9 protein-coding genes are annotated in these 13,688 nt (G+C 63.9%); 2 read left to right on the top strand and 7 right to left on the bottom strand.

The window, feature by feature from the left end; all coding sequences use genetic code 11:
• Nucleotides 1-119 precede the first annotated feature (119 nt).
• Entirely contained in the window at nucleotides 120-1,052 is a 933-nt protein-coding gene (locus tag IAE34_RS11120; RefSeq protein ID WP_200139003.1) for a glutamate/aspartate ABC transporter substrate-binding protein, read from the bottom strand.
• Between the two features lie 314 nt (nucleotides 1,053-1,366).
• Here IAE34_RS11120 and IAE34_RS24575 point away from each other — a divergent pair, with 314 nt between their 5' ends.
• Entirely contained in the window at nucleotides 1,367-5,677 is a 4,311-nt protein-coding gene (locus IAE34_RS24575; RefSeq protein WP_200139002.1) for an NEL-type E3 ubiquitin ligase domain-containing protein, read from the top strand.
• A gap of 39 nt (nucleotides 5,678-5,716) precedes the next feature.
• Here IAE34_RS24575 and glpD read toward each other — a convergent pair whose 3' ends face one another.
• From glpD to IAE34_RS11095, 4 genes are all read right to left on the bottom strand, one after another.
• Entirely contained in the window at nucleotides 5,717-7,255 is a 1,539-nt protein-coding gene (gene glpD / locus IAE34_RS11110) for a glycerol-3-phosphate dehydrogenase (RefSeq protein ID WP_325100987.1), read from the bottom strand.
• 195 nt (nucleotides 7,256-7,450) lie between these two features.
• Complete coding sequence (gene glpR / locus IAE34_RS11105) at nucleotides 7,451-8,206, bottom strand: DNA-binding transcriptional repressor GlpR (protein ID WP_200139000.1); 756 nt, start codon at nucleotides 8,204-8,206, stop codon at nucleotides 7,451-7,453.
• Between the two features lie 235 nt (nucleotides 8,207-8,441).
• Nucleotides 8,442-9,941, bottom strand: coding sequence for a glycerol kinase GlpK (gene glpK, locus IAE34_RS11100; RefSeq protein ID WP_200138999.1), 1,500 nt, complete (start codon nucleotides 9,939-9,941; stop codon nucleotides 8,442-8,444).
• Between the two features lie 66 nt (nucleotides 9,942-10,007).
• Nucleotides 10,008-10,859 (bottom strand): MIP/aquaporin family protein, encoded by an 852-nt coding sequence (locus IAE34_RS11095; protein WP_200138998.1) that lies wholly within the window; start codon nucleotides 10,857-10,859, stop codon nucleotides 10,008-10,010.
• A gap of 302 nt (nucleotides 10,860-11,161) precedes the next feature.
• On the opposite strand from IAE34_RS11095, the gene ybaK reads away from it, so the two are divergent.
• On the top strand, nucleotides 11,162-11,632 hold the full coding sequence (gene ybaK, locus IAE34_RS11090) for a Cys-tRNA(Pro) deacylase (RefSeq protein WP_200138997.1): 471 nt from the start codon (nucleotides 11,162-11,164) through the stop codon (nucleotides 11,630-11,632).
• A 25-nt stretch (nucleotides 11,633-11,657) separates the two neighbouring features.
• Here the strand turns inward: ybaK and IAE34_RS11085 are convergent, their stop codons facing one another.
• Both IAE34_RS11085 and argF read right to left on the bottom strand, forming a co-directional pair.
• On the bottom strand, nucleotides 11,658-12,767 hold the full coding sequence (locus tag IAE34_RS11085) for an ABC transporter ATP-binding protein (RefSeq protein WP_200138996.1): 1,110 nt from the start codon (nucleotides 12,765-12,767) through the stop codon (nucleotides 11,658-11,660).
• Nucleotides 12,764-13,684 carry an ornithine carbamoyltransferase gene (gene argF / locus IAE34_RS11080; RefSeq protein ID WP_200138995.1) on the bottom strand — a complete coding sequence of 307 codons (921 nt, stop codon included), beginning with the start codon at nucleotides 13,682-13,684 and terminating at the stop codon, nucleotides 12,764-12,766. Before argF ends, IAE34_RS11085 begins: the two co-directional genes overlap by 4 nt.
• Between the last annotated feature and the right edge of the window lie 4 nt (nucleotides 13,685-13,688).

Below are 13,688 nucleotides of genomic sequence, written 5' to 3'. Positions count from 1 at the left end.
CCTTCGAGCTTCCAGGAGGCCCGGTTACGGGCACCCCTGGAATCAAGGTTAGACACTTATGGGTGGCCTGTCGGATCGAAGGTCGTGCGTTGCCGCACCAGGCCACTAACGGCTGAGAATCAGGACTTCTTCTCGTCTGCCGGCTTCTCGTCGGCAGCCTTGTCGGTCGGCTCGGCGATCAGCTTCTTCAGCTCGGCACTCATAGAGAAGTCCAGGTTCAGGCCCTTCGGCGGAATGGGCTGCTGGAACCACTTGTCGTAGCTCTTCTCGACGTCACCTGACTTGTAGTAGGCGACGATGGCGTCATCGACCGCTTTCTTGAACGGCGCATCCTCCTTGCGCACCATGCAGCCGTAGATTTCATAGGACTGCGGGGTGCCGGTGATGACCCAGTCCTTGGGTTGCTTGGCCTTGGCCATTTCGCCGGCCAGCAGGGCGTCGTCCATCATGAAGGCCACGGCGCGACCGCTTTCGAGCATGTTGAAGGCTTCGCCATGGTCCTTGGCGGAGATCACGTTCATCTTCATCTGCTTTTCGGCGTTCATCGCCTTGAGCAGACGTTCGGAGGTGGTTCCGGCGGTGGTGACCACGTTCTTGCCGGCCAGGTCCGGGAAATCCTTGTATGCAGGTTGACCGTCCTTGACCTTGGTCAGCAGGCGCGTGCCCACTTCGAAGATGCCCACCGAGAAGCCGACCTGCTGCTGGCGCTCGACGTTGTTGGTGGTGGAACCGCACTCCAGGTCCACGGTGCCGTTCTGTACCAGGGGGATACGAGTCTGCGAGGTGACGAGGTTGTACCTGACCTTGATGTCGGTGCCCAGTTGCTTTTTCAGGGCCTCGACCACGGCCATCTGCACATCGTGGGAGTAGCCGACAGGCTCTGTGCCCCCGGCGAGGTAGGAGAACGGAATGGAGGAATCGCGGTGACCCAGGGTGATGGTGCCCGAGTCCTTGATCTTCTTCAGGGTGCCGGTGAGCTCGTCGGCCATGACCGGCGAAGCGATGACGGCGGCGGCGATTGCAGCGCCCAGCAATTGACGAACGATACGCATCAAATTTTCCTCGACATTTGTTTTTCTTATGCAGCCGTTTGTGGACTCTTCGGTCAACGAACACACCCTGGGGTGCGCGTTCGGCTACCAAGTGTAGAGCATGACTCGTGCCAAGCTTCACGCCCCAGCATAACACCTCGATTTGGCTGGGGGATGACCAGATGATGGCACCTGGCTTTGCCTCGATCCGTCCGCATTGCCGAACGGGCACCTGTTCGTCGTTCGGAAACCCGAACGAATGCCGCAGACGTATATAGCACCTTGCAGAGGCGCGCGAAGGGTCTTCTGGCCGGACCTTCATCGAGGAGTCGGCCGTGAGCACATCCCCTTTTCCACCAGAAACCGTGGAGGCGCTGATTGCCTCGCGCCTGCCTGCCTGGCTGACCGCGCATGGCAACACCGACCGCCTGCTGCGGCTGCACCAGGCACTCAAGCGTCAGGCCACTGCCAGCGCGGCCTTGGCTGAACTGCTGCGACCCATCCCGCCACTGGACGCGTTCGCCGCGAAACTGTTGAGCGATGCGTTGTGCAAGGCGGGCGTCAACGGTGTGGACGTGCGTCGCAGTCACGTGATCGTCGAGCATGAGCGCATTCCGCTGGCCAGAGTGGTGGGCTGGCCGATTCCGCGTTATGTGGATCGGTCATCCAGCACGCTTCTGGCGTCGGCGCTGCACAACTTCCATATCACCGAGACCCGGCCCTCTTCACGCCGGCGCGGCTCGGTAGTCGATGTCTCTGGCAATCATTGCATGGGTTTTCTGGTGTACGCGGGCCTGTGCAGGGCGCTGGACGTCGGCGGCCGCTACCAGGCGATCCTCCAGGAGTGCCTGGCACCCGCGGACCCGCCAGGCGAACCCGCGGGGCAAGCGCGCGAGCACGTGCATCGGTGTTTCGAAGAGAGTCTGCAAGCCAACCTCGAGGTGGCCCTGCGTTGCGCGCTGTTCAGGGGAGAGGTCAGAGAAAATTGCTACCTGATGTTACTGTCGCAGGTGAGTGAGGTGCCGGTGGTGCCCGGGGTGCTCGGCCATGTCACCGCCTGTCAACCCTACGTACTGGGCAAGAAGGTCCGCGGTGTGGTCGCGTTCGAGCTGCGCCCGGCCGTCGAGGCGCCAGTGGAGGCGATCGTTGCGTGGATACCGGGCGACCCCAACACCCAACTGAGCCAGCATCGCTCCTGGGCCAGCTTCTACGACACCTTGGCCACCCGTCTGGGCGAGGAGTCCTACCGACGCTTCTTCATGCGTTTCATCAGCGAGCGTGACCGCGTCATTTTCCAATTGACCCTGGCCCGGCACCTGCTAGCCGTCGCCCCTGGAAAGCCCCTGCAACTCGATGGGCGCCATCTTCCACTCGAGCAGGATCTGTGGCGCTACCTGCGCAGTCTGCGTATCGACACCCTGATCGACGATGCCCTGGTGCTGGCCACGCCCACCGGCGAAGAAGACCAGCGTGATCGCCTGGAGCGCCTGCAGGGCTACGCCCAGGCAGGCCTGAACCTGCTCAACCTTGCAGGTCTTTTCGTTCCCGGCCTGGGTGAACTGCTGCTGGGCGTCGGCGCGGTGTCGCTCGCTGCGGAGGTGTACGAGGGCTATCAGGACTGGCGGATCGGCGACCGCGAGGCCGCCTTGGCGCACCTGTTCTCCGTGGCTGAAAATGTCATCGGCGCGACGCTGATGGCCGCAGGCGGCGTGGCGTTCAACGCGGTGGTCGAGCGCAGGCCATTCGTCGACGATCTTCAGCCGATCCGGGCGAGCGATGGCAAGGTTCGCTTGATGAGCCCCGAGCTGCCTGGGCATGCCCTGACGAAGATGGAAGAAGGTTCCCAGGGATGGTTGTGGCATGTGGATGAAAAACTGTACCGAGTCCAGGAAGCGCTCGGCGAGGGGGAATTGCGCATCAGCCACCCACGGCGTAGCGACGCCTATGCGCCGCGCGTCGAGGGCAATGGCGCCGACGGCTGGCGACACGAGCTGGAAAGCGCGCGGTTCTGGCACGGTACACAGTTGCTGCAGCGCTTCTCTGGCCGGTTGGCTTCACTCAGCGCCGAGACGGCGGACTACCTGATACAGGTCACCGGCTTCGATGAGGCGCAGCTGCGCAGGCTGCACCTGGAACAGGTCGCGGCGCCGGCCAGGCTGCTCGATGCCCTGGACCTGCATCAACTCCACCAAGGCAACCGCGCCTTGTGGGGGGATACCCTGGATCAGTCGTTCAGCAGCAGCCTGGGTGCCAGTCAGGGAACCGGCGGCATGCTGGCTCGAGCCTTCCCGGGACTGTCGCTGCGTCAGGTCGTGCAGTTGCTCGAAGAGTCCAGCAGCGCCGAGCTGACGCAGATGCAGGAGCGTGCCCGGGTGCCCCTGGCCTTGGCCGAGCGGGCACGCTGGGCATTGCGCGAGGCGCGGCTGGACCGGGCCCTGGCCGGCGTGCGCCTGCCACGTGCCGCGAACGCCGACAGCGAGTCGCTGGCGCTGAGATTGCTGCATGAGCGGTATCCCTGGCCTGACGACGCTCGCGTGGAACTGCGTCAGGACACCGCGTCAGGCCAGTTGCTGGTGCAGGTCGGCAGTGATTCCGCCTCCGCGGTGACGGTGATCGTTCGTGAGCTGTCGGGTTATCGCGTGGCCGGCGCCGACGGCCAGGCCTGCAGTCTGGCGGGTGCGCTGCGGCGCAGCCTCAGCGAGGGTCAGTATGCCCAGCTTCAGGATGCCGCATGGGACGACGAGACCCTGGCCATCTGGTTGACTCGCCAGGCCGCGGAAGATCGTCAGCATGCGGCCCAATTGATGGGGCTGGCACCTGCGCCGGCCTTGCGCCCGGCACCGAGACTGGGCGACGGCCGTCTCGGTTATCCGCTCAGTGGCCGCGGCGGCGGTAGCCGGCATGCATTGCGCGCCGGCATCCATCGTATCTACCCAACACTCACCGATCAGGAACTGCAGGCGTATCTGCTGCCCCTGATCGAGCGAGGTGAAGGCCTCTGGGAACACTATGTGCAGCTGCAGGCGCAACTCGATCAACTGCGCAGCCAGCTGCGCCAGTGGCGTGCCAACGCGAGTGGTGTCCTCGACACGTTCAGGCGCCGCAATGTGGAAGTCGCCTTGCGGCGCAGTTGGCGCCGCAAGATCACCAATGCCTTCGGCGAATACGTGGTGGAAATCGAAGGCGAGCCAGTGGGCTCCCTGCCCGCATTGCCCGTGGGTATTCGCTACGACCATATCCAGCGCCTGACCTTGCGCGACATGGGTCTGGTCGACGTCGAAGACGACTTTCTGTCACGCTTCGGCAACCTGATCGAACTCGACCTGTCCCACAACAAGCTCACCGAGCTGCCTCAGGGCATCAGGCATCTGCAGCGCCTGCGTATCCTGCGCCTTGGACACAACAGGATCGTCTTGAGCGCCTCTGCACGCTCGTACCTGACCCAGCTCACTCATCTGCATCAACTGGAGCTGGAGTACAACCCGCTGGGTGTCGCTCCCGTGTTGAGCGGATTGCACAACCTGCGCCATGTCAGCCTGCGGGCGACCCACCTGCAGGCGCTGCCCGAGGGGGTGCCGCCCCGCGCGCATCTGGATCTGCGCGACAACGCCATTCGGCAGGTGCGCGAGGACTTGCGTCTGCTGCGGCTGCGTCTGGACGGACTGGAGCTGCACGACAATCCGCTCGATGCGGCCAGCGAACAGCTGCTGGGCGAGGCTCGCGCAGGCGCCGGAACTCCGCATGCCGTTCCCAGGCGTCGGCACGTGGTCGACGAGCATCCCGAACTGATAGGCCGCTACACTGCCGGCGATAGTGGAGTCGAGCGGCAACGCCGCCAGGCGATTTGGAACGCCTTGCGGCAGGAACAGGGCTCTTCCGGGCTGTTCCGCTTTCTTCTGGATTTCGCCTACTCGGAAGACTTCGAGGGTGACCCCAGCCTCTACAGGCCACGCATCTGGCGCATCCTGCAGGCATGCGAACGGGATGCGGGGCTGCGTCAGCGATTGTTCCTGGTCGCTGCCGGTCCACAGACCTGCGAGGACCGCTTGCTGCTCACCCTCGAACAGCTGGAACTCGCCGTGCTGGTCGAGCGTGCCTGGAGGGAAGGCCCACGTGAAGGCCTCGAACGACGCCTGTACGGGCTGGGCAGGGGGCTCTGGCGCCTGGATCAGGTCGACCATATCGCCGCCCAGCACGTGGCTCAACTGCGCAGGTCCAATCTGGTCGAAGTCGATGAAGTGGAAGTCAGGCTGTTTTTCCGCCAGCAGTTGCGCGACCGTCTGGATCTACCTGTCGAGTCGGCCATCATGCATTATCCCGAGTATGCCCATGTTCGACGCAGTGATCTCGAGCACGCCTATCAACGGGTGATCCAGCGCGAGACGCCTCCGCTTCTGGCGCGCACGCTGGCAGAACGCCCTTTTTGGGAAGCCTACGCCCATGATCGATACGCCGGGCGTTTCGAAGAGGTTTTCGCGCCCTTGCATACGCAGATTGAAGCACTGGACCTGCAACTGAGCGAAGGAAAGATCAACGACTGGGAGTACGCACAGGCCTGTGCAGCGTTGAAACAGGACTACCAGCGGCTGGAGAACGCCTTGCTGCTGACCCTGGCCAACGAACTGCAGGCACGGCTTCAGGGGTGAGGCCTGGAAGCGTGCACGCAGGGTTGTCTGGCGGAGGGATCAGGCCGCTTGCCCGGCGCTCGCGCGGGCAAGCGCGGCATGCTGGAGGTAGGCCTGTACCGCCTCGACCTCCTGAGCCGTGAGGAACAGCCCGATCTTGGTCCGGCGCCACAGGATATCGTCGACGCTCACCGCCCACTCTTCGCGGCAGAGGTAATCCACCTCCCTGGCGAACAGCCCTGCGCCCAGGGCCTGGCCGAGATCGTCGGGGCCGCGCACGCCCGCGAGAATCTTCCAGGTGCGCGAGCCATAGGTGCGTGCCCAGCGAAGCGCGATGTCGCTGGCCAACCAGGGATGTTCGGCAAGCAACTGGCTGGCCAGCGCCTGAACGCTGGTCATGTCTTCGCCTCCCGGCAGCGGTGCATCCGCCGTCCATTGTCCGCGCATCTGCGCGAAGAACGGCTTGAGTTCGGCCATCGCCGACTCGGCCAGCTTGCGATAGGTGGTGAGCTTGCCGCCGAACACCGACAGCAGCGGCGCCTGTCCCTGGCTGGCCGACACTGCCAGCGTATAGTCACGGGTCACTGCGGAGGGATTATCGGACTCATCGTTGCACAGGGGGCGCACGCCGGAGTAGGTGTGCTTGATGTCGGCCCGGCTCAGCTGATGATTGAAGTGGGCATTGACCACGTTGAGCAGGTAATCGGTTTCAGCATCGGTGATCGCGACCTTTGCCGGGTCGCCCGTGTACTCACGGTCGGTCGTGCCGATCAGGGTGAAGCGATCCAGATAAGGGATGCAGAACACGATGCGCTGGTCTTCGTTCTGCAGGATGTAGGCCTGCTCGCCTTCGTACAGGCGTGGCACGATCAGGTGGCTGCCCTGGATCAAGCGGATGCCGTAGGGAGCATCGAGCTTGAGGTCTTCCTTGATGAAACGGGCCACCCAAGGGCCGGCCGCATTGACCAGCGCGCGCGCCCTGATACTCTCGATGCGGCCATCGGCGTGCTGCAGCACGACTTCCCATACGCCCTCGACACGCTCGGCGCGCAGACACCGGGTGCGGGTCTGGATTCGCGCACCCTGCTCACGGGCCGCCATGGCGTTGAGCACGACCAGACGCGCATCGTCGACCCAGCAGTCGGCATATTCGAAGCCGCGGCTGATTGCGGGCTTGAGCGGATAGCCGGGGCCGAATCGCAGGCTGCGCGAGGCCCCGAGGCGCTTGCGCTTGCCCAGGTGATCATAGAGGAACAGACCCGCGCGGATCATCCAGGCAGGGCGCAGGTGCGGTCGATGCGGCAGCACGAAGCGCATGGGCTTGACGATGTGCGGGGCCTTGGCCAGCAGCACTTCGCGTTCGGCCAGGGCTTCGCGCACCAGGCGGAATTCATAGTGTTCCAGGTAGCGAAGGCCGCCATGGATCAGCTTGCTGCTGGCTGAAGAGGTGTGCTGCGCCAGATCGTCCTTTTCGCAGAGGAACACCTTGAGGCCACGCCCAGCCGCATCCGCTGCGATACCGACGCCATTGATACCGCCGCCGATCACGGCAAGGTCGTAGCAATCGGCAAGGGATGACTGATTCTGTGACTGGGACACGGGCAAGGTCTCCTGAATGTATTCACAGCGAATGTGAACATCAATGTTCGTTTGCGAAAATAGTAGCGCAACGAAATGGTCATCGCCAGCGATCTTCCATTGAAAATATCGATCGCTGACGTATGAAATGAACATTTGTGAACATTGACTGGCAACCGGATTCACCGCAGCTGGCGGCCGGCCGTGTCGGCTGACTCAGACCACTTCCAGGCGGATCTTGTTCTGGTTGAGCAAATGCGAAAGGCTTGCAGAGGGTGTCCGATCGGTCACCAGGCAATCGATCAGGTTGATCGAGCCCAGCCGCACCATGGCATTGCGCCCGAATTTGCTGGAGTCGGCCGCGAGTATCACCTGGCGGGCGTTGGCGATGATCGCCTGGGACACCCGAACCTCCTGGTAGTCGAAGTCCAGCAGGCTGCCATCCTCGTCGATGCCGCTGATGCCGACCACGGCGAAGTCGACCTTGAACTGACTGATGAAGTCGACGCTCGCCTGGCCCACCACCCCACCGTCACGACGCACTGTGCCGCCCGCCACCAGCACTTCGAAGTCGTCCTTGGCGGCCAGGATCGACGCCACGTGCAAGTTGTTGGTGATGATCTTCAGGTGGGCATGGTTGAGCAGGGCGCGGGCGATCGATTCGGTCGTGGTGCCGATGTTGATGAACAGCGACGCATGGTCGGGAATCTGCCGCGCGACAGCCTCAGCGATGCGCTGCTTTTCGTCGCGCATCTGGTCGGCGCGCATGGCGTAGGCGGTGTTCTCGATGCTCGAATCATAGGCCGCGCCACCGTGGTAACGGCGCAGCAGGTTCGCTTCGGCGAGCTGATTGATGTCGCGACGTATGGTCTGGGGGGTGACGACGAACAGCTGGGCCATCTCCTCGATACTGACGTAACCGCGTTCGCGCACCAGTTCGAGTATTTGTTGTTGGCGGGGGGGCAGATTCATGGGCGGTCCTTTGGGGCTGCCGGACAAATGCTGCAATGATGCCGTAGGACGTGGATGTCGGCCAGCACAGGATTGGACCGTTCTGGTAGGTAGATTCCTACATTTTTCTTAGGCAGGTCCGACAGTGTCGGAGTGCAGGCTCGCGAAGTGAATGCCGTGGCATCCTCTCGGGAGCCGGCGCTCACCTTTGGCGCAACCGGGCGCCCTGGCAGGCGCCGGTGCAACGAGACGTCTGTCAGTCCTGGTGGTCTTCCCAGTCGCGGGTACGCTCGACCGCCTTCTTCCAGCCGGTGTAGAGCTTCTCCTTGTGAGCGTCGTCGAGCTGCGGGCTGAATTCGCGCTCGATGATCGCCTTGTCGCGCAGCTCGTCCAGGCTGGTCCAGAAGCCACAGGCCAGGCCCGCCAGATAGGCCGCGCCCAGCGCCGTGGTTTCGCGCATTTTCGGGCGCTCGACGCAGGTGCCGAGGATATCGGCCTGGAACTGCATCAGGAAGTTGTTGGCGACCGCCCCGCCGTCCACCCGCAGCTCGGTGAGGCGCTGACCGCAGTCGTGCTGCATGGCGTCGAGCACATCGCGGGTCTGGAAGGCGATCGACTCCAGGGCGGCACGAATGATGTGGTCCACCTTCACGCCGCGCGTCAGCCCGAACAGGGCGCCGCGGGCGTAGGGATCCCAGTACGGCGCGCCCAGTCCGGTGAAGGCCGGGACCAGGTAGACGCCGTTGCTGTCCTTGACCTTGCTGGCGAAGTACTCGGTGTCCAGGGCGTCGTTGACGATCTTCAGCTCGTCGCGCAGCCACTGCACGGTGGAGCCGCCATTGAACACCGCGCCTTCCAGCGCATAGGCCACTTCGCCGCGTGGACCGCAGGCGATGGTGGTGAGCAGGCCATGGGAGGAGGTGACCGCCTTGTCACCGGTGTTCATCAGCAGGAAGCAACCGGTGCCGTAGGTGTTCTTGGCCTGACCGGCCTCCACGCACATCTGGCCGAACAGCGCCGACTGCTGGTCACCGGCGATACCGGCGATGGCGATCCCGCTCTTGGTGTGGCCGTAGATTTCCGAGGAAGAACGCACCTCGGGCAGCATCTGCCGGGGGATGCCGAGGATTTCCAGCAGCTTTTCGTCCCACTGCAAGGTGTGGATGTTGAACATCAGGGTGCGCGAAGCGTTGGTGTAGTCGGTGACGTGCACCTTGCCGCCGGAGAATTTCCAGATCAGCCAACTGTCCACGGTGCCGAACAGCAGTTCACCGCGCTGCGCACGCTCGCGGGCGCCCTCGACGTTATCCAGGATCCACTTGAGCTTGGTCCCCGAGAAGTACGGGTCGGTCACCAGGCCCGTCGCCTCGCGAATGTATTGCTCATGACCGTCGCGCTTGAGCTGGGCGCAGATCTCGGTACTGCGCCGGCACTGCCAGACGATGGCGTTGTACACCGGGCGGCCGGTTTCCTTGTCCCACACCACCGTGGTCTCACGCTGGTTGGTGATGCCGATCGCGGCGACCTGGGCATGGCTCAGACCCGCCTGCGCCAGGGCCTCGACCATGGTTGCGCTCTGGGTGGCGAAAATTTCCATCGGGTCGTGTTCGACCCAGCCGGCCTGCGGATAGTGCTGGACGAACTCGCGCTGGGAAGTGCCCACCACATTGGCGTCCCGATCGAAGATGATCGCCCGCGAGCTGGTGGTGCCCTGGTCCAGGGCGATGATGTAATGCTTATCCTGGGTATCTGTCATGGTCGTTGCCTTGCACGAAATGGGTAGGGTCAGGGCTGGGTGGGGCCAGGTGGCACAGTGCCGAACTCAGGAAGCCTGAGTATCGCCCTGGTTGACCGCGTGTGTCTGCGCCTCTTGAGCGTCGACCGTCGGCAGGCTGCGGGCAATCAGCGACCGATAGCCTGCGGCCCCCAGGCAGGCACCGAGAATCGGCGCCAGCAGCGGGACCAGGAAGTAGGGAATGTCGCGACCGCCGGTGAAGGCAATGTCGCCCCAGCCGGCTAAGAACGTCATCAGCTTGGGGCCGAAATCCCGTGCCGGGTTCATGGCAAAGCCGGTCAACGGCCCCATGGCGCTGCCGATCACCGCGATCAACAGGCCGATCAGCAGCGGCGCGGTGGCGCCACGTGGCAAGCCATTGTTGTCATCGGTGAGCGCCATGATCACGGCCATGAGAATGGCGGTGATGATCACTTCGACCAGCGAAGCCTGGGCGATGGACAGCGAAGGGTGTGGGTAGGTGGAAAACACCGATGCCAGCTCCAGGCTCTCGACGCTGCCACGCAGCATGCCGTGGGCCTGTTCGAAATCGAAGAACAGCGTGCTGTAGAGGGTGTAGACCAGTGCAGCGCCACAGAAGGCGCCGCCCACCTGGGCGAGGATGTAGAACGGCAGCTTGCGTTTCTCGAAGCCGGCGAACACAGCCAGGGCGATGCTCACGGCTGGGTTCAGGTGGGCGCCGGAGACCCCGGCACTCAGGTAGATGGCCATGCTCACCCCCACACCCCAGATGATGCTGATCTCCCATAACCCGAAACTGGCGCCGGCGACCTTGAGCGCGGCGACGCAGCCGGTACCGAAGAAGATGAGCAGGGCGGTGCCCAGGAATTCGGCCGTGCACTGGCCAACCAGCGTGGGTTGTCGTAGAGCTGTCGTCATGATGAACCTCGGTTCTTGTTGTTGTGAGACGCGGAGCGCTCGGAGGTAAACACCGGTTGTCCATCCCCATGAACGACCGACGTTGTGCGAATCTGCACTTTTTATGTGCGTGTTTTCTTCAAAAACGAAAAAATATAGACAAGAAACGCTGATGTCAAAGGTCGAAAGTGAACGATCGGCCACATTTCGACCCCTGGCTGCTGAACCGTTTGCACACGCATGGTGCATCCCGGGTCGGGCGGTGGCTGGTGAGCCGCATTTGCCCTAGAGTAGCGGCCGAGCCGACCATCCCTGGAGCTGCCATGACCCCCGCCCTCGACCTGCTGAAGAAAACCCGTGCCGCCCATCGGGTACTCAGTTACGAACACGACCCCAAGTCGGCGTCCTACGGCTTGGAGGCGGCTGAAAAGCTCGGGCTCGAGCCGCAGCGGGTGTTCAAGACGCTGCTGGCTTGCAGCGAAAAGGGCGAGTTGCTGGTGGCGGTGGTGCCGGTCGCCGGCACGCTCGATCTGAAGGCGTTGGCCCAGGCGGCGGCGGTGAAGAAGTGCGAGATGGCCGATCCGGCTGCCGCCCAGCGTGCGACGGGGTATCTGGTGGGAGGGATCAGCCCGTTGGGTCAGAAGAAGCGCCTGCGCACCTTCATCGATGAGTCGGCGCTGCAGTTCGACAGCATCCATGTCAGCGCCGGACGCCGTGGCCTCGAGGTGGAGTTGGCGGCCCAGGTACTGGCCGAGCATACCCAAGGGCGTTTTGCGAGCATCGGCCGGGGCTGATCCATCAGCCCCGGCCGGTGGCCGGTCAGCGGGCGGCGCTGTGTCGGCGAACGCCGTTCTCCGTGCCGCTCAGGGACGCGGGCGCAGTACCAGGAGCGGCGAACAGCACCAGATGCTCGGCGGCCACGGCAATGCCGACCTCCGCGCCGACCTGGTGATCGACATGGCTGGGGAAGATCGCCTCGAGCTGACTGCCGGTCGGCAACTGCAGACGGTAGAGCGTCGAAGCGCCCAGGAAGCTCTTGCCGTGTATGCGGGCGCGCAGCGCACTGTTCGGCGCGTGCACGATGTCATCGGGACGCAGCAGCACGTCCACCGCGCTGCCTGCCGCCATGGCGTAGGCACGGTTGCCGCGCAGCTCGCCCAGCTCGGTGACTACCGTCTCGGGGCTGCTCATGTGCCCACGGATGAAGTAACCCTGGCCGATGAAGCTGGCCACGAACGGGGTCTGTGGCTCGTGGTAGAGGTTGTAGGGGGTGTCCCACTGCTCCAGGCGGCCGGCCTGGAAGACCCCGACCTGATCACTGACCGCGAACGCTTCTTCCTGGTCATGGGTGACCAGAATCGCGCTGGTGCCCCGGCTCTTGAGGATGTCGCGAACTTCATGGCTCAGGCGTCGGCGCAGTTCCACATCGAGGTTGGAGAACGGCTCATCGAGCAGTAGCAGCTGCGGCTCGGGCGCTAGCGCCCGGGCCAGGGCCACCCTTTGCTGCTGGCCGCCGGACAGTTCATGGGGGTAACGCCCGCCCAGGGTGTCGAGCTTGACCAGTTCGAGCATCTGCTCGACAACCTGCGACTGGCGCGGGTGCCTGGCGATGCCGAAGGCGATGTTCTGCGCCACGGTCAGGTGAGGGAACAGCGCGTAGTCCTGGAACACCATGCCGATCCGGCGTTTTTCCGGTGCCAGGGTGAAACCGGCGCGGGAAATGACTTCGCCCGCGAGCTGGATTTCCCCCTCATGCACCGGCTCGAAGCCGGCGATCGCGCGCAGGGTGGTGGTCTTGCCGCACCCGGACGATCCCAGCAGGCAACCGATGTCGCCGGCATTGAGGTGCAGGTTGAGGTTCTGGACGATGCGCTGCTCGCCGTAGCCGCAGGCGAGGTTGCGCAGGTTGAGCAGCAGGGGGGAACTCATGGATTCTGATAAGCCGGTTCGACGAGGAATTCAAGGAGCGCCTTCTGTGCATGCAGCCGGTTCTCGGCCTGGTCCCAGGCGACCGAGCGCGGGTCGTCCAGCAGGTCGTGGCTGATCTCCTCGCCGCGGTGAGCGGGCAGGCAGTGCATGAACAGGGCATCGGGTGCCGCCAGGTCGAGCAGTGCACGGGTGACCTGGTAGGGCGCGAAATGCGCCAGGCGCCTGGCAGTTTCCTCTTCCTGGCCCATGGAAGTCCAGACATCGGTGGTGACCAGGTGCGCCCCCCGCACCGCCGCCTGCGGATCGCGCACGACCTGCACGTGATCGCCACCCATGGCCAGGAAGCGCGCATCGGGCTCATAGCCCTCGGGGCAGGCGATGCGCAGCTGGAAGTCGAACTGGCGGGCCGCCTCGATGTACGAATTGCACATGTTGAAGCCGTCTCCGATCCAGGCCACGGTCTTGCCCTGGATCGAGCCGCGATGCTCGACGAAGGTCTGCATGTCGGCGAGCAGCTGGCAGGGGTGGGATTCGTCGGACAGGCCATTGATCAACGGCACCTTGGAGTGGGCCGCGAACTGGGTCAGGGTGCTGTGGGCATGGGTGCGGATCATCACCGCATCGACCATGCTCGACAGCACGATGGCGCTATCGCTGACCGGCTCGCCACGACCCAGCTGGGTGTCGCGCGGCGACAGGAAGATGGCCTGGCCGCCGAGCTGGATCATGCCAGCCTCGAAGGACACCCGGGTACGGGTCGAGGACTTCTCGAAGATCATTCCCAGAACGCGGTTCTTCAATGGCTCGTGCAGCACGCCGCGCTTGCGCAGGTCCTTCAGCTCGATGCCTCGACCGATCACGCCGAGCAATTCTTCAGCAGTGAAATCCAGCAGGGAGAGAAAGTGCCTGGTGCTCATGATT

The sequence above is a fragment of the Pseudomonas sp. S30 genome (assembly GCF_016518545.1).
Taxonomy (GTDB): Bacteria; Pseudomonadota; Gammaproteobacteria; order Pseudomonadales; family Pseudomonadaceae; genus Aquipseudomonas.
This window is presented reverse-complemented; position numbering and strand designations above follow the sequence as displayed.

Excerpts from the sequence above, each read along its gene's own strand:
- IAE34_RS11120 (WP_200139003.1), bottom strand. The coding sequence starts at position 1,052 with ATGCGTATCGTTCGTCAATTGCTGGGCGCTGCAATCGCCGCCGCCGTC.
- glpR (WP_200139000.1), bottom strand. The coding sequence starts at position 8,206 with ATGAATCTGCCCCCCCGCCAACAACAAATACTCGAACTGGTGCGCGAA.
- glpK (WP_200138999.1), bottom strand. The coding sequence starts at position 9,941 with ATGACAGATACCCAGGATAAGCATTACATCATCGCCCTGGACCAGGGC.
- IAE34_RS11095 (WP_200138998.1), bottom strand. The coding sequence starts at position 10,859 with ATGACGACAGCTCTACGACAACCCACGCTGGTTGGCCAGTGCACGGCC.
- ybaK (WP_200138997.1), top strand. The coding sequence starts at position 11,162 with ATGACCCCCGCCCTCGACCTGCTGAAGAAAACCCGTGCCGCCCATCGG.
- IAE34_RS11085 (WP_200138996.1), bottom strand. The coding sequence starts at position 12,767 with ATGAGTTCCCCCCTGCTGCTCAACCTGCGCAACCTCGCCTGCGGCTAC.
- argF (WP_200138995.1), bottom strand. The coding sequence starts at position 13,684 with ATGAGCACCAGGCACTTTCTCTCCCTGCTGGATTTCACTGCTGAAGAA.